Origin of the sequence: Stenotrophomonas sp. BR163, assembly GCF_047520985.2 — a bacterium.
Classification (GTDB): domain Bacteria; phylum Pseudomonadota; class Gammaproteobacteria; order Xanthomonadales; family Xanthomonadaceae; genus Stenotrophomonas; species Stenotrophomonas sepilia.
This window is the reverse complement of record NZ_JAXBRE020000006.1, coordinates 96,491-121,847: the sequence shown is the minus strand read 5'-3', so window position 1 is coordinate 121,847 and position 25,357 is coordinate 96,491. Positions and strand designations below refer to the sequence as shown.

At 66.3% G+C, this 25,357-nt stretch carries 20 protein-coding genes; 10 read left to right on the top strand and 10 right to left on the bottom strand.

The window, feature by feature from the left end:
* Nucleotides 1–1,023 (top strand): magnesium and cobalt transport protein CorA, encoded by a 1,023-nt coding sequence (locus ACM0PY_RS07290; RefSeq protein WP_180885223.1) that lies wholly within the window; start codon nucleotides 1–3, stop codon nucleotides 1,021–1,023.
* Between the two features lie 75 nt (nucleotides 1,024–1,098).
* Here the strand turns inward: ACM0PY_RS07290 and ACM0PY_RS07285 are convergent, their stop codons facing one another.
* From ACM0PY_RS07285 to ACM0PY_RS07270, 4 genes are all read right to left on the bottom strand, one after another.
* Nucleotides 1,099–2,463 (bottom strand): NAD-dependent succinate-semialdehyde dehydrogenase, encoded by a 1,365-nt coding sequence (locus ACM0PY_RS07285; protein ID WP_111202171.1) that lies wholly within the window; start codon nucleotides 2,461–2,463, stop codon nucleotides 1,099–1,101.
* An 83-nt stretch (nucleotides 2,464–2,546) separates the two neighbouring features.
* Nucleotides 2,547–3,389: an ABC transporter permease subunit gene (locus tag ACM0PY_RS07280; protein ID WP_111202172.1), complete on the bottom strand. Its 843-nt coding sequence runs from the start codon at nucleotides 3,387–3,389 to the stop codon at nucleotides 2,547–2,549.
* Complete coding sequence (locus tag ACM0PY_RS07275; protein WP_069137955.1) at nucleotides 3,386–4,318, bottom strand: ABC transporter permease subunit; 933 nt, start codon at nucleotides 4,316–4,318, stop codon at nucleotides 3,386–3,388. Before ACM0PY_RS07275 ends, ACM0PY_RS07280 begins: the two co-directional genes overlap by 4 nt.
* Nucleotides 4,315–5,451: an ABC transporter ATP-binding protein gene (locus ACM0PY_RS07270; protein ID WP_005415926.1), complete on the bottom strand. Its 1,137-nt coding sequence runs from the start codon at nucleotides 5,449–5,451 to the stop codon at nucleotides 4,315–4,317. The genes ACM0PY_RS07275 and ACM0PY_RS07270 overlap by 4 nt, the downstream gene beginning before the upstream one ends.
* A gap of 291 nt (nucleotides 5,452–5,742) precedes the next feature.
* On the opposite strand from ACM0PY_RS07270, the gene ACM0PY_RS07265 reads away from it, so the two are divergent.
* Complete coding sequence (locus tag ACM0PY_RS07265) at nucleotides 5,743–7,170, top strand: flavin-containing monooxygenase (RefSeq protein WP_180885221.1); 1,428 nt, start codon at nucleotides 5,743–5,745, stop codon at nucleotides 7,168–7,170.
* Here the strand turns inward: ACM0PY_RS07265 and ACM0PY_RS07260 are convergent.
* The 3 genes from ACM0PY_RS07260 to ACM0PY_RS07250 all read right to left on the bottom strand — a co-directional run bounded on the left by ACM0PY_RS07260 (nucleotide 7,167) and on the right by ACM0PY_RS07250 (nucleotide 10,523).
* Complete coding sequence (locus ACM0PY_RS07260; protein ID WP_005415924.1) at nucleotides 7,167–8,276, bottom strand: polyamine ABC transporter substrate-binding protein; 1,110 nt, start codon at nucleotides 8,274–8,276, stop codon at nucleotides 7,167–7,169. The two genes, ACM0PY_RS07265 and ACM0PY_RS07260, sit on opposite strands and share 4 nt — an antisense overlap.
* Before the next feature lie 91 nt (nucleotides 8,277–8,367).
* The gene (locus ACM0PY_RS07255; protein WP_005415923.1) at nucleotides 8,368–9,765 is read right to left on the bottom strand and encodes a glutamine synthetase family protein; all 1,398 of its coding nucleotides are present in this window, start codon (nucleotides 9,763–9,765) and stop codon (nucleotides 8,368–8,370) included.
* A complete protein-coding gene (locus ACM0PY_RS07250; RefSeq protein ID WP_180885219.1) occupies nucleotides 9,762–10,523 on the bottom strand; it encodes a gamma-glutamyl-gamma-aminobutyrate hydrolase family protein in 762 nt (253 codons plus the stop codon). The genes ACM0PY_RS07255 and ACM0PY_RS07250 overlap by 4 nt, the downstream gene beginning before the upstream one ends.
* 161 nt (nucleotides 10,524–10,684) lie before the next feature.
* Between ACM0PY_RS07250 and ACM0PY_RS07245 the strand changes: the two genes are divergently transcribed.
* On the top strand, nucleotides 10,685–11,962 hold the full coding sequence (locus ACM0PY_RS07245) for an NAD(P)/FAD-dependent oxidoreductase (RefSeq protein WP_134971250.1): 1,278 nt from the start codon (nucleotides 10,685–10,687) through the stop codon (nucleotides 11,960–11,962).
* 222 nt (nucleotides 11,963–12,184) lie between these two features.
* Complete coding sequence (locus ACM0PY_RS07240; RefSeq protein WP_111202199.1) at nucleotides 12,185–13,777, top strand: MASE1 domain-containing protein; 1,593 nt, start codon at nucleotides 12,185–12,187, stop codon at nucleotides 13,775–13,777.
* Nucleotides 13,778–13,937: 160 nt separating this feature from the next.
* On the opposite strand, the gene ACM0PY_RS07235 is transcribed toward ACM0PY_RS07240, so the two are convergent.
* The gene (locus ACM0PY_RS07235; protein ID WP_229766026.1) at nucleotides 13,938–14,396 is read right to left on the bottom strand and encodes a hypothetical protein; all 459 of its coding nucleotides are present in this window, start codon (nucleotides 14,394–14,396) and stop codon (nucleotides 13,938–13,940) included.
* A gap of 489 nt (nucleotides 14,397–14,885) precedes the next feature.
* On the opposite strand from ACM0PY_RS07235, the gene ACM0PY_RS07230 reads away from it, so the two are divergent.
* From ACM0PY_RS07230 to ACM0PY_RS07220, 3 genes are all read left to right on the top strand, one after another.
* Complete coding sequence (locus ACM0PY_RS07230; RefSeq protein ID WP_134971252.1) at nucleotides 14,886–16,448, top strand: MASE1 domain-containing protein; 1,563 nt, start codon at nucleotides 14,886–14,888, stop codon at nucleotides 16,446–16,448.
* Between the two features lie 95 nt (nucleotides 16,449–16,543).
* The gene (locus tag ACM0PY_RS07225) at nucleotides 16,544–17,887 is read left to right on the top strand and encodes a diguanylate cyclase (RefSeq protein ID WP_049416322.1); all 1,344 of its coding nucleotides are present in this window, start codon (nucleotides 16,544–16,546) and stop codon (nucleotides 17,885–17,887) included.
* An 85-nt stretch (nucleotides 17,888–17,972) separates the two neighbouring features.
* On the top strand, nucleotides 17,973–18,434 hold the full coding sequence (locus ACM0PY_RS07220) for a bacteriohemerythrin (RefSeq protein WP_005415916.1): 462 nt from the start codon (nucleotides 17,973–17,975) through the stop codon (nucleotides 18,432–18,434).
* Here the strand turns inward: ACM0PY_RS07220 and ACM0PY_RS07215 are convergent.
* On the bottom strand, nucleotides 18,415–19,716 hold the full coding sequence (locus tag ACM0PY_RS07215) for an MFS transporter (RefSeq protein ID WP_134971266.1): 1,302 nt from the start codon (nucleotides 19,714–19,716) through the stop codon (nucleotides 18,415–18,417). The two genes, ACM0PY_RS07220 and ACM0PY_RS07215, sit on opposite strands and share 20 nt — an antisense overlap.
* Before the next feature lie 243 nt (nucleotides 19,717–19,959).
* A complete protein-coding gene (locus ACM0PY_RS07210) occupies nucleotides 19,960–21,456 on the bottom strand; it encodes an aldehyde dehydrogenase (RefSeq protein WP_180885215.1) in 1,497 nt (498 codons plus the stop codon).
* Nucleotides 21,457–21,560: 104 nt separating this feature from the next.
* Here ACM0PY_RS07210 and aptA point away from each other — a divergent pair, with 104 nt between their 5' ends.
* The 3 genes from aptA (at nucleotide 21,561) to ACM0PY_RS07195 (ending at nucleotide 25,237) form a co-directional block, all read left to right on the top strand.
* Nucleotides 21,561–22,913 carry an omega-aminotransferase AptA gene (gene aptA, locus ACM0PY_RS07205; RefSeq protein WP_072166771.1) on the top strand — a complete coding sequence of 451 codons (1,353 nt, stop codon included), beginning with the start codon at nucleotides 21,561–21,563 and terminating at the stop codon, nucleotides 22,911–22,913.
* Nucleotides 22,914–22,976: 63 nt separating this feature from the next.
* Nucleotides 22,977–23,885 carry a plasmid replication/partition related protein gene (locus tag ACM0PY_RS07200; protein ID WP_134971256.1) on the top strand — a complete coding sequence of 303 codons (909 nt, stop codon included), beginning with the start codon at nucleotides 22,977–22,979 and terminating at the stop codon, nucleotides 23,883–23,885.
* Nucleotides 23,886–23,950: 65 nt separating this feature from the next.
* Nucleotides 23,951–25,237, top strand: coding sequence for a DUF445 domain-containing protein (locus ACM0PY_RS07195; protein ID WP_134971258.1), 1,287 nt, complete (start codon nucleotides 23,951–23,953; stop codon nucleotides 25,235–25,237).
* The last annotated feature ends 120 nt before the right edge of the window (nucleotides 25,238–25,357 follow it).

Here is a 25,357-nt window from a genome sequence, read left to right as displayed (position 1 = left end):
ATGGCGGGCATGTCATTGCCCGCCTCCGCTTCCGCCCCGGCTTCAGCCAACCCCGCCTGCGTCATCAACTGCGTCCACTACGATGACGAGGGCAAACGCCACGACATCACCCTGGACGCCATCAGCGATGTCATTGCCAGTGGCAATGGCTTCGTCTGGGTCGGCCTGTACGACCCCAACGACGATGTGCTGCTGAAACTGCAGGAGGAATTCTACCTGCACGACCTGGCCATCGAGGATGCGCGCAACGCGCACCAGCGGCCCAAGGTCGAGACCTACGGCAATTCGATGTTCGTGGTGGTGACCACCGCGCAGATGGTCGACGAGCGCATCCAGTATGGCGAAACCCATGCCTTCCTCGGCCCGCGCTTCCTGGTAACGGTGCGCCACGGCGCCTCGCTGTCCTACGCGCCGGTACGTGCTCGGGTCGAGCGTGAGCCGCAGCTGCTGAAGATGGGCCCGTCGTACTGCCTGTACGCGGTGACCGACTTCGTGGTCGACAATTACCTGCCGATCGTGCACCGCTTCCGCGACACCCTGGACCTGCTGGAAAAGGACATCTTCGCCGAGAACTACAAGCGCAGCACCGTGGTGCGCCTGTACGAGCTCAAGCGCGAACTGAACAAGATGCGGATGGCGGTGGCGCCGCTGCAGGATGTGCTGGCCCAGCTGCGCCGCTACCAGGGCGAGCTGGTTCCGGACGAAGTGAAGCTGTACATCCGTGACGTGCACGACCACGCGGTACGCATCAGTGATGTGATCGACACCCTGCGCGAGATGCTGGGCACCGCGCTCAGCGTGAACCTGTCGCTGGTGACGCTGGCGCAGGGCGAGACGGTCAAGCGCCTCGGTGCGTGGGCCGCGCTGCTGGCGGCACCGACGCTGATCACCAGCTGGTACGGGATGAACTTCAGCCACATGCCGGAGCTGAGCCAACCGTGGGCCTACCCACTGATGATCGTTGGTGTGGGCGGCGTCTGCGTGGGCCTGTACCGGTTGTTCAAGCGCGCGAAGTGGTTGTGACCCGCTGGTGGTAGTGCCGGCCGCTGGCCGGCAACCAGGGCAATGCCGGCCAGCGGCCGGCATTGCCATTCGGCATCAAGCTACGTAAACGGTCTTGATGTTCATGAACTCATGGATGCCGTGGTCGGCCAGTTCCCGGCCAAACCCAGACTGCTTGCTGCCGCCGAACGGCAGCCGCGCATCGCTCTTGACGATCGCGTTGACGAACGCGGCGCCGCATTCCATGCGTTGCGCGAAGGCTTCGCCGCGCACCGGATCGCGCGTCCACACGCTGCCGCCCAGGCCAAAGCGGGTGTCGTTGGCCACGCGCAGTGCCTCGCTCTCATCAGCGACCCGGATCACCGCAGCCACCGGACCGAACAGTTCCTCGTCGTAGGCCGGCATGCCCGGGCCGACCTGGTCGAGCACCGTGGCCGGATAGCCGGCGTGGGTGCCGGCAATCGGCTCGCCGCCTATCAGCACCCGCGCACCCTTGGCCACGCTGGCCTGTACCTGCTTGTGCAGTTCATCGCGCAGGTCGGCACGGGCCATCGGCGCCAGCGTGGTGCCCCGCTCATCGGGATCGCCGTACTGGCGCTCGGCCGCAGCTTCAACGAAGCGACGGGTGAATTCATCGGCCACCGCCTCGACCACGATGAAGCGCTTGGCCGCGATGCAGGTCTGCCCGCTGTTGTCGAAGCGCGACTTCACTGCTGCCGCAACCGTCTTGTCGAGGTCGGCATCGTCGAGCACCACGAAGGCATCGCTGCCCCCCAGCTCCATCACCGACTTCTTCAACTGGCTGCCGGCGTTGGAGGCGATCGAGCGCCCTGCCCGCTCGCTGCCGGTCAGCGTCACCGCCTTCACCCGTGCGTCGCGCAGCACGTCGGCGGCCTGGTCGTTGTCGATGTGCAGCACGTCGAACACGCCGTCCGGCAGGCCGCCATCACGGCACACCGCCAGGATCAGGTCGGCACACTGCGGCACGTTGCTGGCGTGCTTGAGCAGGGCCACGTTGCCGGCCATGAACGCCGGTGCGAGGAAGCGGAACACCTGCCAGATCGGAAAATTCCACGGCATCACCGCGAACACGCAGCCGATCGGCTCGTAGCGCACGTAGCTGCGCTGCGCTTCGGTGTCGATCAGCTGCGGCTTGAGATAGTCGGCCGCATGGTCGGCGTAGTACTCGCAGGCCGCCGCGCACTTGTCGACCTCGGCCAGCGCTTCGGCCTTGAGCTTGCCCATCTCGTGGGTCATCGCCTGCTGCAGGTCGTCGCGGCGCGTGCGCAGCTGCGCCGCGATCTGGCGCAGGATCGCGCCGCGTTCCTGCAGCGAACGCTCGGCCCAGCCAGGGAACGCATCGGCGGCGGCCTGCAGGCGCTGCTCGATGTCGGCAGCGCCCATCAGTTCATGGCGGTAGGTCACCTGGCCGGTGGCCGGGTCGACGATCTCGACGGTCATGGGGGATCTCCATCTGGAAGACCCCCATTGTGCGCCGCCGGCCGTGAGCCGGGTGTTGCCGGCACAGTGGACGGATCGTGTACTCAGCCGTTGTCCTGCCGCGCCAGCTGCAGGTCGCGCTGGCGCCGCTTCTCGGCGCGGGCATTGATGTACCAGCCGATCACCGCGGCGATCGATACCGCCGACACCAGCAGCGTGGCCAGTGCATTGATCTTCGGGCTGATGCCCATGCGCACCGACGCGAACACCTTCATCGGCAGCGTGGTCGAGCCCGGCGTGGCGACGAAGCTGGCCACCACCACGTCATCCAGCGACAGGGTGAACGCCAACAGCCAGCCCGCCACCAGCGCCGGCGCGATGATCGGCAGGGTGATGCGGGTGAACACGGTCAGCCGGCTGGCCCCGAGGTCCATCGCCGCTTCTTCCAGCGACAGGTCCATTTCCTGCAGGCGCGAAGACACCACCACGGTGACGAAGCACAGGGTGAAGGTGACGTGCGCGATCCAGATGGTGGCCAGGCCGCGCGCCGGGAAGCCGGGAATCGCGCCCATCGAGGCCAGCAGCGCCATCAGCGAGAAGCCCAGGATCACATCCGGCATCACCAGCGGCGCGGTGACCAGCGCACCGAACAGCGGCTTGCCACGGAAGCGCTTGAAGCGGGTCATCACCATCGCCGCCAGCGTGCCCAGCACGGTGGCGGTACAGGCGGTCCAGAACGCCACCACCAGGCTGGTCCACATCGCATCCATCAGCGCGCGGTCGGCGAACAGGTCACTGTAGGCGCGGGTGGAGAACCCGGCCCAGACCATCGCCAGCCGCGAGCTGTTGAACGAATACAACATCAACAGCAGGATCGGCAGGTACAGGAAGGCGAAGCCGAGCAGCAGCACGCCCAGCCCCAGGCCCTTGGCGGTACGCGGGCTCATGCCTGCTTCCCTTCCAGCAGGCGCTGCTGGGATCGGTTGAACAGCAGGATCGGCACCAGCAGCAACAGGATCATCGCCACCGCCATCGCCGAGGCACCCGGCCAGTTGCGATTGTTGAAGAACTCGTTCCATAGCTGGCGGCCGACCATCAGCGTCTCCGACCCACCCAGCATTTCCGGAATCACGAATTCACCCACTGCCGGGATCATCACCAGCATGCAGCCGGCGATGATGCCGGCCTTCGACAGCGGCAGCGTGATGCGGAGGAAGGCCTGCCATGGCCTGGCACCCAGGTCGTAGGCCGCTTCCAGCAGGCGGTGGTCGTGCTTGACCAGGTTGGCGTACAGCGGCAGCACCATGAACGGCAGGTAGCAGTAGACGATGCCGATGTAGGCGGCGGTCGGCGTATCGATCAACTGCAGTTTCGGCAGGCCCATCGACGTCATCAGCGTCTGCAGGCCGGTGAACTGCAGGAACTGGTCAAGCAGGCCGTTGCGGTCCAGGATCGCCTTCCACGCATACACGCGGATCAGGAACGAGGTCCACGACGGCAGCACTACCAGCATCATCGCCACGTTGCGTGCGGCCGGCGACAGGCGGGCGATGGCGTAGGCCATCGGGTAGCCGATCAGCAGGGTCAGGAAGGTGGAGATGGCCGCGATCCTGATCGAGCTCAGGAAGGCCTGCGCATAGATCGAATCGCGGAACAGCGCCAGGTAGTTCTCCAGGTTCAGCTTCAGCGAGAACCCGCCGTCACCGTACTGCAGCAGCCAGGTATACGGCGGCGAGCCGACCCGGCTGAGCGAGAAACTGATCATCAGCACGATCAGGAACGGCACTGCGAAGAACAGCAGCAGCCACAGGTACGGAATGCCGATCACCGTGGCACGCAGCCCCGGCAGCCAGCGCTTCAGGCCGGCGACGCTCATGAGGTGAGCACCACGCCGTCGTTGTCGCGCCAGTGCACCCACACCTCGTCGCCCCAGGTGAAGCCATCACTGGCCCAGCGCTGCGAGTTGGCGAAGTTGGCCAGCACCTTGGCGCCGCTGGGCAGGCGCACGTGATACACCGAGTGGCTGCCGAAGTAGGCGATGTCCTCGATCACGCCCTGCGCCTTGTTGGTGTGCCCTTCCGGCTCGTCCTTGCCGATCATCACCTTCTCCGGGCGCAGCGCGAACGCGACCGGCTGCCCTTCATAGCAGGTGATGCCATGGGCAATGTAGATCGGCGCCGGGAACAGCGGGGAGCGCACGGTCACGTACTCGGGCAGGTCCTCGTCGATCACCCCGTCAAACAGGTTGACCGAACCGATGAACTCGGCGACGAAGCGGTTGGCCGGCTGCTCGTAGACCTCGTCCGGCTTGCCGACCTGCTGGATCCAGCCGGCATCCATCACCGCGATGCGGGTGGCCATGGTCATCGCTTCTTCCTGGTCGTGGGTGACCATCACGCAGGTCACGCCCGACGATTCGATGATGCTGACCAGTTCCAGCTGCATCTGCGAGCGCAGCTTCTTGTCCAGCGCGCCCATCGGTTCGTCCAGCAGCAGCAGCTTCGGCCCCTTGGCCAGCGACCGCGCCAGCGCCACGCGCTGCTGCTGGCCACCGGACAGCTGGTGCGGCTTGCGCTTGCCCAGGTGGCCCATCTGCACCAGGTCGAGCATCTCGCCGACGCGCTTGCTGATCGCGTCCTTGCCCAGGCCATCCTGCTTCAGGCCGAAGGCGATGTTCTGCTCGACCGTCATGTGCGGGAACAGGGCATAGGACTGGAACATCATGTTGACCGGCCGCTGGTACGGCGGCAGCGCGTCCAGGCGCTGGCCATCGACGGTGATGCTGCCCTTGGTGGGCGTCTCGAAGCCGCCCAGGCAGCGCAGCAGGGTCGATTTACCACTGCCGGAGCCACCGAGCAGGGCAAAGATCTCGCCCTTGCGCACGTCCAGGTTGACGTCGTCGACGGCGACGAATCCGTCGAATTCCTTACGCAGATCACGAATGGAGAGATAGCCGGGCGCACCGGTCGTGTCGACGACGGCGGCTACCGGCTGGGCTTCAACGGGCATGGGGGCTCCGGGAGCGGGCGGTGGACAGCGGCGGCCATTCTAACGGCCGGGGGCCGAAGGGGATATGACGGGAGTGGGTGAAAGCGGCCGCTGGCCCGCCCAGGGCCCCCGAGGGCGTGTCGGTTTTCCCCGCGATGGTGGCCTGTCCGCCCCAAGGCCCGGGCTCCCCTGGACGACCCTGCAGCCGTCCCGGCCAGACACCACGGGCGGCAGCCCGATCTGCAACATTTTTCAGAACGGGATCCATTGAAAGCCCGGGACATTCCCCGCGCAATGCCCCGGATCTAGGCCTTGCATGGACCCACACTGGTGATTTCCCCGGACAGCCCCTCCCCTTTCCCGTCCTGCCTGCCGGACTCCCAGCCTGCAAGGCTGCCGCTGGTCATCATCGGCGCCGGCCAGGCCGGGTTGTCGCTCAGCGCGCTCGTGCAGGAGGCCGGCGTCGAGCATCGCGTGCTGGAGGCCGAAACCGTGGGCGCCAGCTGGCAGCGGCGCTGGGATTCGTTCCAGACCAACACCGCCAACGCGACCATGGCCCTGCATGGCCATGCCTATGCCGGGGATGACCCGGAAGGGTTCATGGGGGCCCCGGAAGTGATCCGACGGCTGCGCGACTATGCCGACGAGCGCTCGTTGCCGATCAGCGAAGGGTGCGTGGTCCATCGGGTCGGGCCCGAGTCCGGTGGCTATGCCATCGACAGCAGCCGGGGACTGATCCATGCCCAGGCGGTGGTGGTTGCCACCGGTGAATACCGCCGGGCGCGGTTGCCCCGGGCCCCGTTCGCGCCCGCACCAGGCCTCACCATGCTGCACTCCAGCGACTACCGCGGTCCCGGCCAGCTACCCGAGGGCGCGGTGCTGGTCATCGGCGGCGGCCAGTCCGGCGCGCAGATCGCCCGGGACCTGCGCGACGGTGGTCGCAGCGTGTACTGGTCATTGGCCGAGCGTCATTCGCACACCCGTCGGCTGCGCGGCAAGGACTCGATGACCTGGTGGGACATGGCCGGGCGCATCCATCAACACGTAAGCCAATCGGCGGCCGTACTGGCAGGCGAGCCGGACGCGCTGCGCAAGGCCCGCACCGCGGAGTTCCCCCTGATTTCCGGCAAGGGAAGCGCCGGCCTGGGCAGTTCGATCAGCCTGCTGGCGATGCACCGTGCAGGCATCAGGTTGCTGGGCCGGTTGCAGGAATTCAATGGGAACACCGCCCGCTTCGCCGATGTCCGCCCGCAACTTCGCGCCGCGATCGAAGCGACGCGGGCCGAGTATGCCTATCTCGATTCGCTGGCCAGCGCGTACTACGCCACGCGGCCCGAACCGCGCACCGACGATGCCCGCTACATTCCCGAAGAGGTCTACTTGCACTGGGAGCCGGAACCGTCCCCGTGCGAGCTGGATCTGCCGTCCACAGACATCCGCTCGGTGGTGCTGGCCACCGGTTTCGTCGCCGAGTGGCCCTGGCTCGATGTGCAGGGCGCGCTGGATGCCCACGGCTATCCGCTGGGCGAGTTTGGCGTTTCCCCGCAACCGGGCTTGTTCTTCATCGGCATGCACAACCTGCAGCGGATGAGTTCGTCGTTCCTGTGCAACGGCGGCCGCGATGCACGCGACCTGCTGCCGGCCATCCTGGGGCACCTTGGCGAGGGCGGCGGTACCGATTCCGGCACGGTGAAGCAAGGCGGCCGCCGGGCAACGCCCGGCGGCGCCAGACCCGCTTAACGGCCGGTCTTCACCTCGGTCCACAGCCGGGTGTAGAGCTTGTCGGTCTCCGGCGTGTTGATCGAGTAGGTGAACATCTTCTCGGCCACGTCAGCCGGCGGATAGATCGTCGGGTCGGTGCGGATCGCCTCGTCCACCAGCGGTGTCGCGGCCGGGATCGGGTTGGCGTAGTGGATGAAGTTGGTGTTGGCCGCGGCGACCTTCGGTTCCAGCAGATAGTTGATGAACCTGTAAGCCGCTTCCGGGTGCTTGGCGTCCTTCGGGATCGCCAGCATGTCGAACCACTGCGGCGCACCTTCCTTCGGGATCGAATAAGCCACGTGCACGCCATTGCTGGCTTCCTCGGCGCGGTCGCGGGCCTGGATGATGTCACCGGACCAGCCGACCACCAGGCAGGTGCCGCCATTGGCCAGCGAACCGACGTACTGCGAGGAGTGGAAGTTCTGCACGTACGGGCGGATCGACTTCAGCAGGTCGGCCGCCTTCTGCAGCTCGGCCGGGTCGCCGCTGTGCGGATCCAGGCCCAGGTAATGCAGCGCGATCGGGATCATGTCGGCCGGCGTATCCAGGATGGTCACGCCGCAGTCCTTCATCTTGCTGATGTTTTCCGGTTTGAACACCAGGTCCCAGCTGTTGGCGATATCGGTGCTGCCGCCGAAGCGCTGCTTCAGCATGTCCACGTTGTAGCCGATGCCGGTGGTGCCGATCATGTACGGCACGCCGTACTGGTTGCCCGGATCCTGGGTGGCGATGCGCTTCATCACCGCCGGATCGAGGTTGGCCAGGTTCGGGATCTTGCTCTTGTCCAGCGGCAGGAACACGCCGGCCTGGATCTGGCGGCCGAAGAAGTTAAGGGTCGGCACCACCACGTCGTAGCCGCTGTTGCCAGCCAGCAGCTTGGTCTCGACCATTTCATCGCTGTCGAACACATCGTAGGTCACCTTGATGCCGCTCTCCTTCTCGAAGGTCGGAATGGTGTCCTCGGCGATGTAATCGCTGTAGTTGTAGACGTTCAGGACCTGGCTGTCCTGCGCGCCGCCGTTGCCACCGCCACAGGCGGCAAGCATGGCGGAGGCCAGGCCGAGCGTGAGGATACGCAGCTTCATCGGGTGCTCCAGAATGCGGGAAGGGGGGCCGGCGGGGCCGGCGACGGGTGCCAGCCTACCCCCCGGCGGCGGATTTTTCTATTCCAGATGCTCAGACGTTCAGCAGCAGGAACTCGCGCTCCCACGAGCTGATGACGCGGAAAAAGGTCTCGTATTCCTTGCGCTTGACCGAGATGTAGGCGCGGCAGAAACGCTCGCCCAGCAGGGCCTGGAGCTCGCTGCACTGCTCCAGCCCGTCCAGCGCCTCGCCCAGCGAGCGCGGCAGGTTGTAGCCCAGTTCCTTCGCGCTGCCGGTCACCGGCGCGTCCGGCGCCAGCCGCTCGCGGATGCCGAGCAGGCCGCAGGCCAGGGTCGCGGCCATCGCCAGGTAGGGGTTGGCGTCGGAGCCGGCGAAACGGCTCTCCACGCGCATGTTTTCCGGCGTATCCAGCGGCACACGCAGGCCGCAGGTGCGGTTGTCGAAGCCCCAGTGCACGTTGCTCGGCGAGACCTCGCCGAACACCAGGCGCCGGTAGGAATTCACGTTCGGCGCGAAGAACGCCATCGCCTGCGGCGCGTACTTCTGCAGACCGCCCAGGTAGTGGCCGAACACCGGGCTGAACTCACCCTCAGCATCGGTCTCGCCAGCGAACACATTGCTGCCATCGCTCACCCGCACCAGGCTCTGGTGGATGTGCATGGCACTACCGGGCTCGTTCTCCATGGGCTTGGCCAGGAACGTGGCGTACACCCCGTGGCGCATCGCCGCCTCGCGCATGGTGCGCTTGAACAGGAACACCTGGTCGGCCAGGTCCATCGCATCGGCATGGGTGAAGTTCACCTCCAGCTGTGCTGCGCCGGATTCGTGGATCAGCGTGTCCACGTCCAGCTTCATCGCATCGGCGTAGTCGTACATCAGGTCGAGGATCGGGTCGAACTCGTTGACCGCGTCGATCGAGTACGACTGCCGCGCGGTCTCCGGGCGCCCCGAGCGACCGGCCGGTGGCAGCAGCGGGAAGTCCGGGTCGGTGTTCTTCTGCACCAGGAAGAACTCCAGCTCCGGCGCCACCACCGGGCGCAGGCCCAGTTCCGCATAAGCCGCCAGTACGCGGCGCAGCACGTTGCGCGGCGCAAGCTCGTGCGGTTCGCCGCTCTTGGTGTAGCAATCGTGGATGACCTGCGCGGTGGCATCGGCTGCCCACGGCACCATGCGCACCGTATCCGGATCGGGCCGCAGCATCATGTCCGAGTCCGACGGCGAGGTCAGGTCGTAGTAATCGTCAGGGAACTCGCCGGTGACGGTGGTGGCGAAGATGCCTTCCGGCAGGCGCGTGCCGTAATCGTGCGAGAACTTGTCGGCAGGAATGATCTTGCCGCGGGCGTTGCCGGTGATGTCCGGCACCAGGCATTCCACCTCGGTGATGCGCCGCTCCTTCAGCCAGCGCAGCAGGCTGCTTTCCTGCGGTGCGGGGGGCGTGGCCGTCTTGCGCGGGCGCGTTCGGGAACTCATCGGGAATCCAGTCGGTTCTGTTGGTGCTGCCGGCAAGCTTGGCCGAACGCACGGAAAATAGCGTGATAGAACGGCGTCTGCGTGACACGCCACTCCGGATGCCACTGTACGCCGAGCACAAATCCATGGTGCAGGCTGCGCGCTGCCTCGACCAGTCCGTCATCGGCCATGGCCTCGACCTGCAGGCCCTGCGCGAGGCGGGCGATGCCCTGTCCGTGCACCGAATTGACCTGCGCGCGGCCACTGCCGTGCCACCGCGCCAGCCAGCCATCGGTGGCCAGGGTCACCGCATGGGCCGGCCCATACTGCACTTCCACCAGCGCCTGCGGGTCTTCGCGATGGTCGGCCAGGCCGGGCACCGCATGCACCTGCGGATGCAGGCTGCCGCCCAGTGCGACGTTCAGCTCCTGGAAGCCCCGGCAGATCGCCAGCACTGGCAGGTCCAGCGCCAGCGCCTCGTGCAGCAGCGCGAAGGCATTGGCATCGCGGGCAGGGTCATGCGGATTGCCTGGCCAGCTGCGGCCGCCTTCGTAGTGCTGCGGTTCGATATTGCTGACCGCGCCGGTCAACAGCAGGCCATCGAGCCCAAGCAGCCAGTCGCTGGCCGGCAACCGTGGCTGCAGGCTCGGCAACACCACCGGGGTCACCTCGGCCGCCTCGGCCAGCGCGCGCACGTACTTCTCGCCGGCCACCGCGAAACGGTGGTGGCCGAGCACGGTGCTGTCGGTGGGCAGGCCCACCCAGGGCAGGCGGCGCATGGGAAGACTCCTTGGCGTGCCGACACGTTACCCGTCGCCTGGCAACGGCGGCAAGTCGCTGCCGTCACACCACAGCTGCCATGCATCGGCGAAACTACCGGGGTGAACGCTGATCGACCTGCCCTGCTCCGCCCTCCCGCACTGCACCCGCGAGGCCTGCAGTGAGCGCCGCCTTTCCGCCCAGCTGGTATGCCTCCAGCCTGCCCGAACCGCCCGCACTGCCCGCGTTGCAGGGGCAGGTGCAGGCCGACGTTGCGGTGCTGGGCGCTGGCTATACCGGCCTGACCGCCGCACTGGAGCTGGCCGCGCGTGGCCAGCGTGTGGTGGTGCTGGACGCACAGCGGGTCGGCTGGGGCGCGTCCGGCCGCAATGGTGGCCAGGCGCTGGTCGGCTATGGCTGCGAGGTGGACGAACTGGAGCGTCAGCTCGGCCGCAACGATGCGCGCCACCTGTTCGACTGGTCGCGCGACGCCGTACAGGCGATGCGCAGGCGCATCGATCGCCATGGTATCGACTGCCATTGGGTGGAGGGCCACGCCAGCGTCGCCATCCGCGAGCGCCATGAGCGCGACCTGCGCGCCAACTGCGAGCATCTTCAGCGCCACTACGACTACCCGATGCAGTGGTGGGACCGTGATGCGCTGCGCGCACAGCTGGACAGCCCGCGCTACCGCGCCGCGATGTTCGATCCGCACAGCGCGCACCTGCACCCGCTGGCCTATGCGCGTGGCCTGGCCGATGCGGCACGTGCGGCCGGCGTGGTGATCCACGAGAACTCCGCAGTGACCCGCGTGCAGCGCGGACCGCAGCCCACCCTGCATACCGCGCAGGGAAGGGTGCGCGCTGCGCATCTGGTGGTGGCCGGCAATGCCTGGCTGCAGGGCCTGCTGCCCGACCTGGAACGGCGGATCATGCCGGTCGGCACCTATATCGGCGCCAGCGCGCCGCTGGGGGCCGAGCGCGCCCGCGCCCTGATCGGCAACAACATGGCGGTGGCCGACACCGCGTGGGCACTGGACTATTTCCGCCTCAGCCACGACCACCGGCTGCTGTTCGGCGGCCGCGCCAGTTACTCGGCGCTGCCCCCGCCCGGCCTGCGCGGGGTGATGCAGCGGCGCATGCACCAGGTGTTTCCACAACTGGCCGATGTGCCGCTGGAGCAGGTCTGGGGCGGTTACGTGGACATCACCCGCAACCGCGCTCCGCATTGGGGCCGGCTGGACGGCAACCTGTACTTCGCGCAGGGGTTCTCCGGCCATGGGGTGGCCGCCGCCGGGCTGGCTGGCGAAGTCATCGCCGCCGCGATTGCCGGCCAGAGCGAGCGCCTGGACGTGTTCCAGCGCCTGCGGCATGCGCCTTTCCCCGGCGGCCGGCTGCTGCGCACGCCGCTGCTGGTGGCGGCGATGTCCTGGTACAAGCTGCGGGATGCGTTGTGGTGAAGATTCCGCATCTCCTGGATTGAACGCTCTGACAGGCGCACCGCAGCGCTGATCGTGCTGCACACGTCACAGATTTTCACGCAACATCTGTGATGGATGGTTGGTCAACTCCCTAAATGCGCCGCTGTGCAATTGCATAATCGTTCGCAGACCGATAACGTCCTGAGAAACCGGGCCCCGCGGCGAATGGAAGCTGACAGGGGACACGTAGGAGAGGGGGACGTGCGATTGGACTGGTGGAAAGAAGGATTGTTGCTGAAGGTGCGCATTCGTCCGGCTGGCCTGATGCTTGCCTTGCTTTATGCAGTTGCCTATTGGGCAACCCGACAGCTGTCGCTGGATCAGTTCTATTTGCCAGCCGGCATCCGGGTGGCGGCCGTACTGTTGTGCCCGCCGCGCCTGTGGCCTTATCTGCTGCTGGGCGAATATGCGTACTTTGCACAGTCCCGCGTGCCAATGATCGAGAAGTACGGCCTGACATGGGTCATTGTTGCCTCCGCGTTCCTCATGCCCGCAGTGATGTTGATTGTGAAGCTGCAAAGGCGAATGATGGCGGAGTCGAAGACGATCGGCCTCTTGTTGATTGCCGCCGCTTCCAGCGTCGTTGTTACGCTGCTGAACCTCAGCTTTTCCCATCTGCTCTGGCCAACACCCCCTTCCACGCCCTTCCTGACCAGTGCGGCGCGTTACAGCGTGGGCGACTTCATCGGCATTCTAACGGTGGCCCCCATCGCCATGCTGTGGGCGCGACAGGACGTGGGGCAGGAGTGGAACGCTGCACGAAAGACCCCGATGCTGGCGGCACTTTCATCGATGCTCCTGATCGGGATAGCAGCAACTCAACTGCCCGCAGACTGGGTTGCGCTGAAGGCAACGCTCCTGCTGCTGTTGGCACTCCCCGCGGCCGCACTTACCTGCCTGTATGGCTGGAAGGGTGCCGCCCTTGCAGTACCGGTGCTCAACATGGTCATCGGCCTGACCACGCCCAACACCCATCCCACCGCATTCGATCCCGCGGCCTTCATCACCCAGCAGATCATGGCGATCAGCGGCATCGTATTGCTGTTGCTCGGATCACGCATCACCCACTTCTACCATCGTTACAGGCTGCGCGAGATGGGGGAAAGGGACGCCATCCATCTTGCGAGGAGCTCGCAATTGGCCAGCGAGATGGAGCTGCGTGAGCGTGCCCTGCACCTTCGCAAGCTCGGCGACGGCATTGATACCTCACTGGTGGAGCTGGCCGACTGGCTCAAGGCCCAGGGACATCACGCAGTGGCCAGCAGCCTTCTGCATACTTCGAATGTACATTCGCGGCTCCTTCGCGAACAGACAAGCATGGTCTATCCCTCGGGTCTGGAGCATCTTGGGCTTTACGTGGCTTTGCAGGCCGGTGGCATCCGTGAGTCGTGGACGCTGACGGAGCGCGTTCTCCGCCCTGATCTGAAAGGCGACCCCTGCAACCTGAGCGTGGAACTGCAGTTGGCCGCTTACCGGACACTGATTGATGCAGTCTCCATTCTTCTCAAGCATGAGGGTGGTCAGATTCGCATTCGTGCAAGATGCGGCGGAATGGGCTCCAGGCGCGGAATCCTCATGGTCGTGTCGCTGCTGGAGTCGCGTCGGCGCCTTTCCCAGCAGACAACCATGGCAGCGTTCGAGCGGCTGACCGGGCGAACCCTGCCCTATGACGGGACCGTTGACTGCTATCGCAACCGGGTCAGGATCCTGTTCCTCGACCGTGAAACAAAACTTGAGACACAGCCCAGTGCTCCATCACGGTACAGCTGCCCTGCACCCTCTGCGCTGCAGTAGTGCATTTCACAGTCAAGCGATCGGATCGAACCAACGCAGCGGTATCGCATGAACGTCCCGCTCATCCCGCTGGCCAATGGCGTCATGGGCACCCGGCGAACATCCGGGTGCCCATGCAGTCTGACACTGAAGCTCGCCGATATCCCGGCAACAGGCGGTATCAGGGTGCCTCTACCGCCCACAAGACATCAGCTCCGCTTGCATATCTGACCAGCGTGAATGCGGGGGACCGATAGACAACCGTCCTGGTGGCTTTGGCGGGAACAGGCAGGCGCTGCTCAGGCAACGAAACCTTCGCAGATGGGTCACCTGCCGGCAGTACCCAGAACGTGCCCGCAGCATTGCCGATCACGATGTGCACGTGGCCCGCGAGATCGTTTACCTGGAAATAATCCATACCATCGCGCTCGAACCCATAGACCAACCAGCCGGGATCCACGCTCAGGTCCTGTGCCTGCGGAATCGACTGGCCGAGTCCTTGGCCGGCCATCTTGATTCCATGGTCGTCACTCGGGGCAAAAGCAAGAACGGATACCGGCACCAACATCAACGCACCAGCAAATGCATGAATTCGGAAATTTCCCACACTAACCTCCAGGTTGGATGCAATACGGATCAAGCAGGATGCTACCCCCAATCGCATCAGCATATACCGGGCGCACTCCGTAAAGCCCATGGGACATAATCGACTGGATCGATGCAAACCCATGCCACGCCGATGCTGCGTCCGAAATCGCCAATACCCGTAGCGAAACCCGCCCACGGTGCGGGTCAGCTGCATCTGCGACAAATGACCTGGACAGGCGCGTGTAACAGCAGGACATTGTCGATTGCGCGATAGTGAACACAGTGGACAGCATCAACTGCCGAATGTAGCGGGTGCAACGGCTGCAACGTGATCGAACCGAGGACGCGCTGATTGTGGATGATTCACCGTCCGCTGGTGGCTATGCCGACGCACTGCTGACCGTGTAGGGCCACGAAGCGCAGGAAGCCGGCAATTGCAGCGCAAAGGCAGGCCAGACACCTCGATTGCGCCCTTCTCCGACTGTCGATAATGTCTACGGACGTGGCCAGTCATCATTGGCCGGGAGGCAAGAGGCGGGGCTTGGACCGATTCAAAGAAGCAATTGAACTGAGCTTCCGGATCCGACCCGTCGGAATCGCACTCGCGGCCATCTACGCTTTGAGCTGCCTTATCTCGCGTCAGTTCTCGCTGGATCAGTTCTTCCTGCCAGCGGGCATCCGGGCAGCGGCACTCCTGATCGTCCCGACCCGCCTGTGGCCCTACCTGCTGCTTGGCGAGTACGCCTACTTCGCAACCCTGCGCATCCCCATGATCGACAGCTACGGCCTGGCCTGGGTCATCCTGGCCTCGACGCTGCTGATGCCGATGGCGATGCTGGTGGTCCACCTGCACCGCATGAGAATGCCATCGGAGTCCGCCGCCGGCCTCTGGCTGCTGTCGCTGACCTTCTGCACGGCGTTGTTCGTCCCGGTTCTCAATATGGGCATTTCATTCGCCCTGTGGTCGAACCCGCCGCCGAGCAACCTGCTTAGCGCAGTTGATCGCACGATCTTTGGCCACTTCGCCGCCATCATTACCCTCGTGCCACTGGCATTCCTCTGGTCGCGACGAGAGGCGGCCCCCAATTGGACGCGCCGCTTTGCTGCACCTACGGTCACGGCCATCCTGGTGATGCTGGTCCTGGCCCTGTGCATGCAGCTTACGGCCATCAGCGCCCACACCACACGCACCCACCTGGTGCTGCTGTCCTCCCTACCAGCGATCGCCCTGACCTTCATGCATGGGTGGCGTGGCGCTGCCATCGCGATTCCGCTGTTGAACCTTCCACTCCATTTCGCCACTCCCAGCACCGGCCTACCGTCCTCGTTCGACCTGGGCACCTTCGCCACCCAGCAGAACATGGCCGTGATGAGTGTCGCACTGCTCGCCCTGGGATCCAGCATCAGCTATCACCACGAGCGTGCACGGTCCCGTGGACTGGCTGAGGAAACCACATTGCGCTTGGCACGTAGTTCGCATCAGATCCGTGAGCGTGAACTTCGCGAGCGCGCCTCCCATCTCAGGCAACTCGGCGAAGGCATGGACAGCTCGCTCGGCGAGATGGTCAGCTGGCTGAAGGCGCAGGGGCATCATGCGGTGGCCAACAGCCTGCAGCACGCCTCATCCGTGCACTCGCGGCTGTTCCGTGAACAGGCCAGTCTGGTCTACCCCACGGGGCTGGAGCAGGTTGGGCTGTATATCGCGCTGCGCGTTGGCGGCGCGTGCGAGAACTGGGACAACTCCCATCGCGTGATACCGCCCCGGCTGGAGGGGAACCCCTGCATGCTGACTGTTGACCTGCAGCTCGCCATCTATCGCTCGCTGATCGAGGCGGTGTCGCTGCTGCTGGAGCTGGAGTCGGGACAGGTCAGCGTGCGCGCCCGGAGCGGCCAGGCTGGCGACCGCCGCGGCATTGTGGTGGTCGTGGGCCTGCTTGACCGCAGTTGCACGCTGTCGAGTGGGACCGTTCAGCAGGCCACGGAGCGTCTGGCCGGCCGGATAATGGCCTACGGCGGTACGGTGCATTGCCGTGGCAACCGGCTCCGGTTCGTCCTGCACGAATCCATTGCGGGCACAGCGGCGTCATTCACATCGCCCGCCTGATCGCCGAACGACACGCAGGGCATACTGCCCCGCTAAAGTTACACCCGAAACCGCCGCTATCCGTGCCGAGCCCCTCCCTCGTGAGCCACCGCATCATGCCCGTGCTGCCGCAGGCCGCCGTCGATGGCGACCTGGCCGATCCGCTGCCGCAGCGGATCCTGCTGGTCGAAAACTCCCGTGCGTTCACCGGCATGCTGCGCGAAGCCATCGAGCAGCGCCTGGAACTGCCGGTGGTGATCGCCTCCACCCTGGCCGAGGCCGACCGGCTGCTCAGCGAAGGCGGGGGCTGGTTCCTGGTGCTGACCGGACTGGTGCTGGCCGACGGCGACCGCGATGCAGTGGTCGAGTTCTTCCTCAAGCGCGACCTGCCGACGGTGGTGGTCAGCGGCGTTTACGACGAGGACCTGCGCAAGCGCGTACTACAGCAGCAGATCATCGACTACGTGCTGAAGAATACCCCGGGCAGCATCGACTACCTGGTGTGGCTGGTGCAGCGGCTGGAACGCAACCGGCGCATCGCCGCGCTGGTGGTGGACGATTCGCCGTCCGCGCGTGGCTATGCCGCCGCCCTGCTGCGGATGTATGGGCATGAGGTGCACGAAGCCGCCGACGGCAACGAGGGCCTGGCTGCTATCGAGGCGCATCCGGCGATCCGCCTGGCGGTGGTCGACCAGGAAATGCCCGGCATGCAAGGCGTGGAATTCACCCGTCGCCTGCGCACCCTGCGCTCGCGCGACAAGGTGGCGGTGATCGGCATCTCCGGCAATACCGACGCCTCATTGATCCCGCGCTTCCTGAAGAACGGCGCCAACGATTTCCTGCGCAAGCCGTTCTCGCGCGAGGAGTTCTTCTGCCGCGTCTCGCAGAACGTGGACCAGCTGGAACTGATCGGCACCCTGCAGGACCTGGCCACCCGCGACTTCCTCACCGGCCTGCCCAACCGGCGCTTCTTCCTGGAGCAGAGCCAGCGCCAGCTGCCGCAGCTGCAGCTGCACGGCCAATGCGTGGCGGTGGCGATGATCGACATCGACCACTTCAAGCACATCAACGACACCCATGGCCACGAAGCAGGCGACGACGCGCTGCGCGCGGTGGCCGGCGCGGTGACCGCGCATGCACGCAGCCACGACCTGATCGCGCGCTTCGGCGGCGAGGAGTTCTGCCTGCTGGTGCCAGACATGGAACAGGACGAGGCGCTGCTGTACTTCGAGGAGCTGCGCCAGCGCATCGCCGCACTGGAGGTGGACATCGGCACCGCTACCCTGCGCATGACGGTCAGCATCGGCCTGTGCTGCCTGCGCCCGCAGCGCGATGCGCTGCACCGGCTGATCTCCGAGGCCGACCGCCAGCTGTACCTGGCCAAGGCCGGTGGCCGCAATCGGGTCAGCTGCACCACGGTGGCCAGCCCGCTGCGTCCGCGCGAGCCTGCGCTGACCTGACCGGCTCGCTTTGATCCAGATCAACGCCGTTCCCGCACGGCAGCTCTACAGTCGGCCCCGACATACGCATGAAGGGGAGCCGGGGATGGCACTACTGGTCTGGCAGGACGATCTGAACATCGGCATCGATGTGATCGACCAACAACACCGCCGCATCATCGAGATGCTCAACCACCTGCACGTGGCCCAGTCCAGCCTGCAGCGCGCGGCAGTGGGTGAAGTGATCGACGAGGTGGTCGACTACACCATGTCGCACTTCGCGTTCGAGGAAGAGCTGATGGAGGAAGCGGGCTACCCGTTCTGTGCCGCGCACAAGCGCGTGCATGAGATCTTCATCAAGCGTGTGGCCGAGTACCGGCTGCGCTTCCAGGCCGGCGAGGACATCAGCGATGAACTGCGCACGATGCTCTCGCGCTGGTTGTTCAACCACATCCGCGGCGATGATCAGGCCTATGCCGAACAGGTCAAGGCACACCTGAACCAGTTCACCCGCGAGCACCAGGGCGGTGGCTGGCTGGGACGCACGCTCAAGCGCTTCTTTGGCTGAACCGCAGCGCGCGCCGGTGCAGTGCCACCAGCGCGCACAGCGTCGCTGCCGCAGTCAGGCACAGGTAGTAGCCGACCGCGACCAGGCCGAAGCGTTCGGCCAGCCAGGTGGCCAGGTACGGCGCCGGTGCCGCACCCAGAATGCCAGCCAGGTTGAATGACAGCGATGCGCCGGTATAGCGCACCTCCACCGGGTAGATCTCGGCCAGGAAGGTACCGCAGGGCCCATAGGTCAGGCCCATCAGGAACAGGCCCAGGCACAGGAAGGCGGTAACCATCCACGGGCTGTGCGGCTGGAACAGCGGCGCGAACAGCACGCCGAAACCGATGATCAGCACGCTGGCCACGATCATCGTGCGGCGCGTCCCCCAACGGTCGCCATAGCGCGCCGACAGCGGGATGCCCAGCGCGAAGAACAGCATGCCGGCCATCTGCATCAGCAGGAACTGCTCGCGGCTGTAACCCAGCACCGCCGTGCCGTGGCCGAGGCTGAACACGGTCATCAGGTAGAACAGCACGAAGGTGGCGAACGCGCCCAGGGTACCCAGCAGCATCGGCACCGGGTGGTCACGCAGCACCGTCCACATCGGCAGCCGCACCGGCGCCCTGCGCTCCAGCGCCTGCTTGAAGTCGGGGGTCTCGTGGATGTTCAACCGCACCCACAGGCCGAGGCCGACCAGCAGCGCGCTGGCCACGAACGGAATGCGCCAGCCCCATTGCAGGAAGTCGGCCTGGCTCAGGCAACGGCCAAGCACCAGGAAGATGCCGGCCGACAGCAGGAAGCCGAGCGGTGCACCCAGCTGCGGGAACATGCCGTACCAGGCACGCTTGCCCGGCGGTGCGTTCTCGGTGGCCAGCAGCACTGCCCCGCCCCACTCCCCGCCCAGACCCAGGCCCTGGCCGAAGCGGCACAGCGCCAGCAGCGCCGGCGCCCACAGCCCGATCTGTGCGTGCGTCGGCAACAGGCCGATCAGCACCGTGGACAGCCCCATGGTCAGCAGCGCAGCCACCAGGGTGGCCTTGCGGCCGATGCGATCGCCGAAATGGCCGAACACTGCCGAGCCAACCGGGCGTGCGATGAAGGCCACCGCGAAGGTTGCCAGCGACTGCAGCAAGGCTGCCTGTTCGCTGCTGTCCGGGAAGAACAGGTGCGGGAACACCAGCACCGCGGCCGTGGCGTAGATGTAGAAGTCGAAGAACTCGATCGTGGTACCGATCAGGCTGGCCAGCAGAACACGACGGGGGGAATTCACGGGCGGCGCGGCAGCGGTGATCGTCGACATCGGCAACATGGGAAATGGCAGATCGCCCGATTCTGCCACGGGCAGGCGGCGGTACGGCACGATGGTTTCAGCCGACACCGATGCCAACGAGGGGCCAGGCGCCTCTGTAACGTCGAGCCATGCTCGACGGTTCTTCTCTTCGCGAGATGCAGCCGAGCATGGCTCGGCTCTACAGAAGAACGAACGGCAGTCGAGCATCGCTCGACTCTACAGAGAGCGAACAGCCGTCCAGCAATCGCGTCGTTACAACTGGATCCAGGTGGCCTTGATCTCGCTGTACTTGTCGAACGCATGCAGCGATTTGTCGCGCCCGTTGCCGGACTGTTTGTAGCCACCGAACGGAGCGGTCATGTCCCCGCCATCCCAGCCGTTCACCCAGATGCTGCCGGCGCGCAGCTGGCGCGCGACGCGGTGGGCCCGCCCCAGGTCCCGCGTCCACAGGCCGGCGGCCAGGCCGTAGCGGCTGTCATTGGCCACGCGCACCGCTTCGGCCTCGTCTTCGAACCCCAGCACGGCCAGCACCGGCCCGAACACTTCCTCGCGCGCCAGTGCCTGCTCCGGGCGCACCTGGTCGAACACGGTGGGCTGGACGTAGCTGCCGCCGGCTTCCACTTCGGCGCGCCGCCCACCCAGCAGCAACCGGGCGCCCTCGCCTTCGGCGCGCGCGATATCGTCCATCACCTTGTCCAGGTGCGCGGCATCCACCAGCGCGCCCATCGGCGCATCGGGGTCCAGTGGATGGCGGGGGTGCATGTGCTGGCCATAGGCAACCACCTGATGCACGAAATCCTCGCGGATCGAACGCTGTACCAGAAGCCGCGAACCTGCGGTACAGACCTCGCCCTGGTTGAAGAAGATACCCTGTGCCACCGCCTTCGCGGCGGCGTCCAGATCAGGGGCGTCGGCGAACACCACATGCGGGCTCTTGCCGCCACACTCCAGCCAGACCCGCTTGAGGTTGGATTGCCCTGAACACTGCAGCAGCTTCGCGCCCGTGGCGGTGGAGCCGGTGAAGGCGAGCACGTCCACATCCATGTGCAGGGCCAACGGCTCACCGACGCGCGCACCGTACCCCGGCAGCACGTTCAGCACGCCCTCTGGCAGGCCCGCTTCGGCGGCCAGCGCCGCCAGCCGCAACGCACTCAAGGGCGAGCGCTCGGACGGCTTGAGCACCACCGCGTTGCCCATGGCCAATGCAGGCGCGATCTTCCAGCAGGCCATCAGCAGCGGAAAGTTCCACGGAACGATCGCGGCCACGACCCCGGCGGCCTCGCGCGTGACCAGTCCCAGTTCGTGCGGGCCGGTCGGCGCGATCTCGCCGTACAGCTTGTCCACGGCCTCGGCGGTCCAGCGCAGGCAGCGCACCGCGCCTGGCAGGTCGATGCGGCGCGCATCACGCACCGGCTTGCCCATGTCCAGGGTTTCCAGCAGGGCCAGCTCGTCGGCGTGCTTTTCCACCAACGCCGCCAAGGCCAGCAGCACGCGCTTGCGATGGGACGGGCTTGCCTGCGACCAGTGCCCCGCCTCGAAGCTGCGCCGCGCGGCCAGTACCGCGCGCTCCACGTCCTGCGCGTCGCAGTCGGCGACCGCCCCCAGTACGCGACCGTCGATCGGGCTGACGCAGTCGAAACGGGCGCCGCTGGCTGCATCGACATAGCGGCCATCGATGAAGGCCTGGCCTGGCATCGACAGCTGGAGGGCCAGCGCCTGCCAATGGCTGCGGTCGGGAAAATCGGCCATGGGAAGCTCCAGCATTCAACGAGCCTTGGTTATACCGGGGTCACCGCGACTCCGCCGTGACGTGGCTGCGCTACATTCGTCGCATCGGACCCGACGGAGCTGGCATGAAGCGTCCCGGAAGCGACCTGCACGACCTGACCACACAGCGCCCCGAGTCACTGGACGCTTACTGGATGCCATTCACCGCCAACCGCCAGTACAAGGCGGCACCACGCATGCTGGTCCGCGCCGAAGGCATGCACTACGAAGACATCGATGGCCGACAGATCCTTGACGGCACCGCCGGCCTGTGGTGCTGCAACGCCGGCCACGCGCGACCGCGCATCGTCGAGGCCATCGCCGGGCAGGCACGCACGCTCGACTACTCGCCCGCTTTCCAGATGGGCTCGCCGCCGGCCTTCGCGCTGGCACAACGGCTGGCCGCACTGGCTCCGGCCCCGCTCAACCATGTGTTCTTCACCAGCTCCGGCTCGGAGGCGGTGGATACCGCGATGAAGATCGTGCTGGCTTACCACCGCCAGCGTGGCGAGGGCCAGCGCACGCGCTTCATCAGCCGCGAGAAGGCGTATCACGGCGTCGGTTTCGGTGGCATGGCACTGGGCGGTCTGCCCAACAACCGCAGGGCGTTCGGCCTGCAGCTGGGGGGCGTGGACTATCTGCGCCACACCCTGGACCTGCAACGCAACGCGTTCAGCAGGGGCCTCCCGCGCCAGGGCGCGGAGCTGGCCGACGACCTGGAACGGCTGATCGCGCTGCATGATGCCTCGACGATTGCCGCCGTCTTCGTCGAACCCATCGCCGGCTCCGCCGGGGTGATCCTGCCCGCGCCCGGATACCTGCAGCGCCTGCGCGAATTGTGCGACCACCACGGCATCCTGCTGGTGTTCGATGAGGTCATCACCGGTTTCGGCCGGGTCGGCATGCCCTTCGCCGCACAGCGCTTCGGGGTCACCCCGGACCTGCTGACCTTTGCCAAGGCGGTCAGCAACGGCGCGGTGCCGCTGGGCGGCGTGCTGGCCAGCGACGCCGTGCATGCCACGCTGATGCAGGCCCCGCCACAGGCCATCGAGCTGTTCCACGGCTATACCTACTCGGGACACCCGCTGGCCTGCGCCGCAGCGCTGGCAACACTGGACGTCTACGCCGAGGAGCGCCTGTTCGAGCGCGCCATCGAACTGGGCGAGTACTGGCAGGAACGGCTGCACGCGCTGCAGGGCCTGCCCAACGTGATCGACATCCGCAACTTCGGCCTGGTCGGCGCGGTCGAGCTGGCGCCGCGCCGCGATGCACCTGGCAGCCGCGGCTACGAGGTGTTCCGGCGCTGCTTCCACGACGGCCGGCTGCTGGTGCGCTGTACCGGTGACATCATCGCGCTGTCGCCGCCGCTGATCGTGGACAAGGCACAGATCGACCAGATCACCGGCACGCTGGGCGAGATGATCGGGGCCACCGCCTGAGCCCGGGCCGGTGGTGGCGAGCGGGTACAATGGGCGGTTCCGCTCCTGCTCGCTGCCGTGCCCATGGATATCGTCGTCAAAGAAGAACTCAAGGCCTACATCGACCCGCTGACCGCGGACGAACATGACGCGCTGGAGCGCAGCATCCTGGCCGAAGGCTGCCGCGATGCGCTGGTGCTGTGGGGTAATGTGCTGGTCGATGGTCACAACCGTTTCGGCATCTGCCAGAAGCATGGCCTGCCCTTCAACACCGTGCAGAACACGCGCTTCCAGAGCATGGAAGACGTGCACCTGTGGATGATCGAGCAGCATCTGGGCCGCCGCAGCGTGTCCGATTTCCAGCGCGGTGTGCTGGCGCTGCGCAAGCGCGACATCCTGGCTGCCCGCAAGCAGGTCGAGCAGGCGCAGCTGCAGCGCGAGAGCGACGGTACCGCCGAAACCGCCGACGAGGCGGGCGAGGACAGCCCGCCGTGGGAGCCGGCACCGAAGCTCAGCCGCGCCGAGCTGGCCCGCGAAGCCAAGCTGAGTACCAGCCAGGTCGGCATGATCGAGCGCATCCACGCCCAGGCTGCCCCCGAAGTGGTGGAGGCAGTGAAGGCCGGCGTGATCTCGATCAGCGCCGCTGCAGCCGTGGCCGACCTGCCCGAAGAGGAGCAGCGCGCCGCCGCCGCCGGTGGCAAGGACGAGCTGAAGCAGGCGGCCAAGCGCGTGCGCGAATCCAAGCGCAAGCCGCGCGCGCCGAAGCCGGACGCGGCCGAGATGGACTTCGAGGAGCCCAGCGAGGACGAGATCGCCAGCCGCGACGCCGAAGTGCTGTTGGCGCTGGAACAGCTGGGCGAGGATGCCCCGGCCCTGCGCCGCCGCGTGGTCGCGTTGACCCGCGAGAACGACACCCTGCGCGCGCAGCTGGCCGCGCTGCGCAAGCAGGTAGTGCCGGCCGCTGGCCGGCAACCCCACGAAGGTATCGGGTGAACTGAAGATGCCGGCCAGCGGCCGGCACTACCAGATGCTCATGCCGTGCCGGTTAGACTTCCGGCATGACGCCTGCCCACGATCCGCGCCGCGCCCAGCTGCGGCGCCTGAAAGCCCTCGCACTGGGCCTGCTGCTGTTGATGCTGGCCGGATTCGCGGTCAGCCATTGGTACGGCGAACGCGGCATCTGGGCCTGGGTTTCGGCCTTCTGCGAGGCCGCTGCGGTCGGCGCGCTGGCCGACTGGTTCGCGGTCGTTGCGCTGTTCCGGCGGCCAATGGGCCTGCCGATTCCGCACACCGCGATCATCCCGCGCAGCAAGGAGCGCATCGGCGACAGCCTGGCGCTGTTCGTGCGCGACCAGTTCCTGGAGCCAGGTGTGCTGCTGGCCAAGCTGCAGGTGTTCGATCCGGCCAGCCGTCTCGGCAGCTGGCTGTCCGACCCGGCGCGCTCGCGGATGCTGGCCGACATGGCCCGCAGCTGGGCGCTGCAGGCACTGGATTTCTTCGACGAAACCGCGGTACGCCGGCAACTGCACGCCTTCGTGGTGCAGCAGCTGCGGCAGTGGAATGCCGCTGCCACCACCGGTGAACTGCTGGCCCTGCTGACCGCCGATGGACGCCACCAGCGCGTGCTGGACGAGGGCCTGCAGCGGCTGGGGCGCTGGCTGGAGCAGCCGGAGGTGAAGGAACGCGCCTCGCAGCTGATCGTGCGCTACATCCAGCGCGAATGGCCTACGCTGTCGAGCACGGTGAACTGGGTCAAGCCGATCGACGAGATCGGCGACAGCCTGGCCGAGCGCCTGGCGCGGGCGGTACTGGAAGAACTGCAACAGGTGCTGGCCGAGCCGCAGCATCCGCTGCGCCAGGACTACGAGACCTGGCTGCAGAACTACGTGCAGCGCCTGCGCGAAGACCCGGCGCTGGCCGAGCGCATCGAACAGCTCAAGCAGGACATGATCGACCACCCCGCCCTGCAGGACTACGTGCAGGGGCTGTGGGCGCGCATCCATGCCAGCCTGCGCGCCGACCTGCAACGCGAGGACTCGGCACTGGTCGGCCACCTGCAGCGCAGCCTGGCGTCGCTGGGCAGCAGCCTGCAGGCCGACCCGGCCCTGCGCGAGGCCCTCAACCAGCACCTGCTGGAAGGTGCGCAGCGCCTGACCGGGCGCCTGCGCGAGGGCGTGACCACGCATATCGCGCAGACCGTGAAGGGCTGGGATGAGCGGCACCTGGTCGAGCAACTGGAACTGAGCGTGGGTCGCGACCTGCAGTTCATCCGCTTCAACGGCACCCTGGTGGGCGGGTTGATCGGCCTGCTGTTGCATGCGGCAACCGTGGCGTTCAGGTTGTAGCCCCGGCCAACGCCCACGATCAGCACGCTTGATTCATGAAATGCGAATACATATCATTTACTGATCGATTGTACGCTTAGCCAAACGGGCACGAAGACGTGCCCATCGCCCGTGTACTGC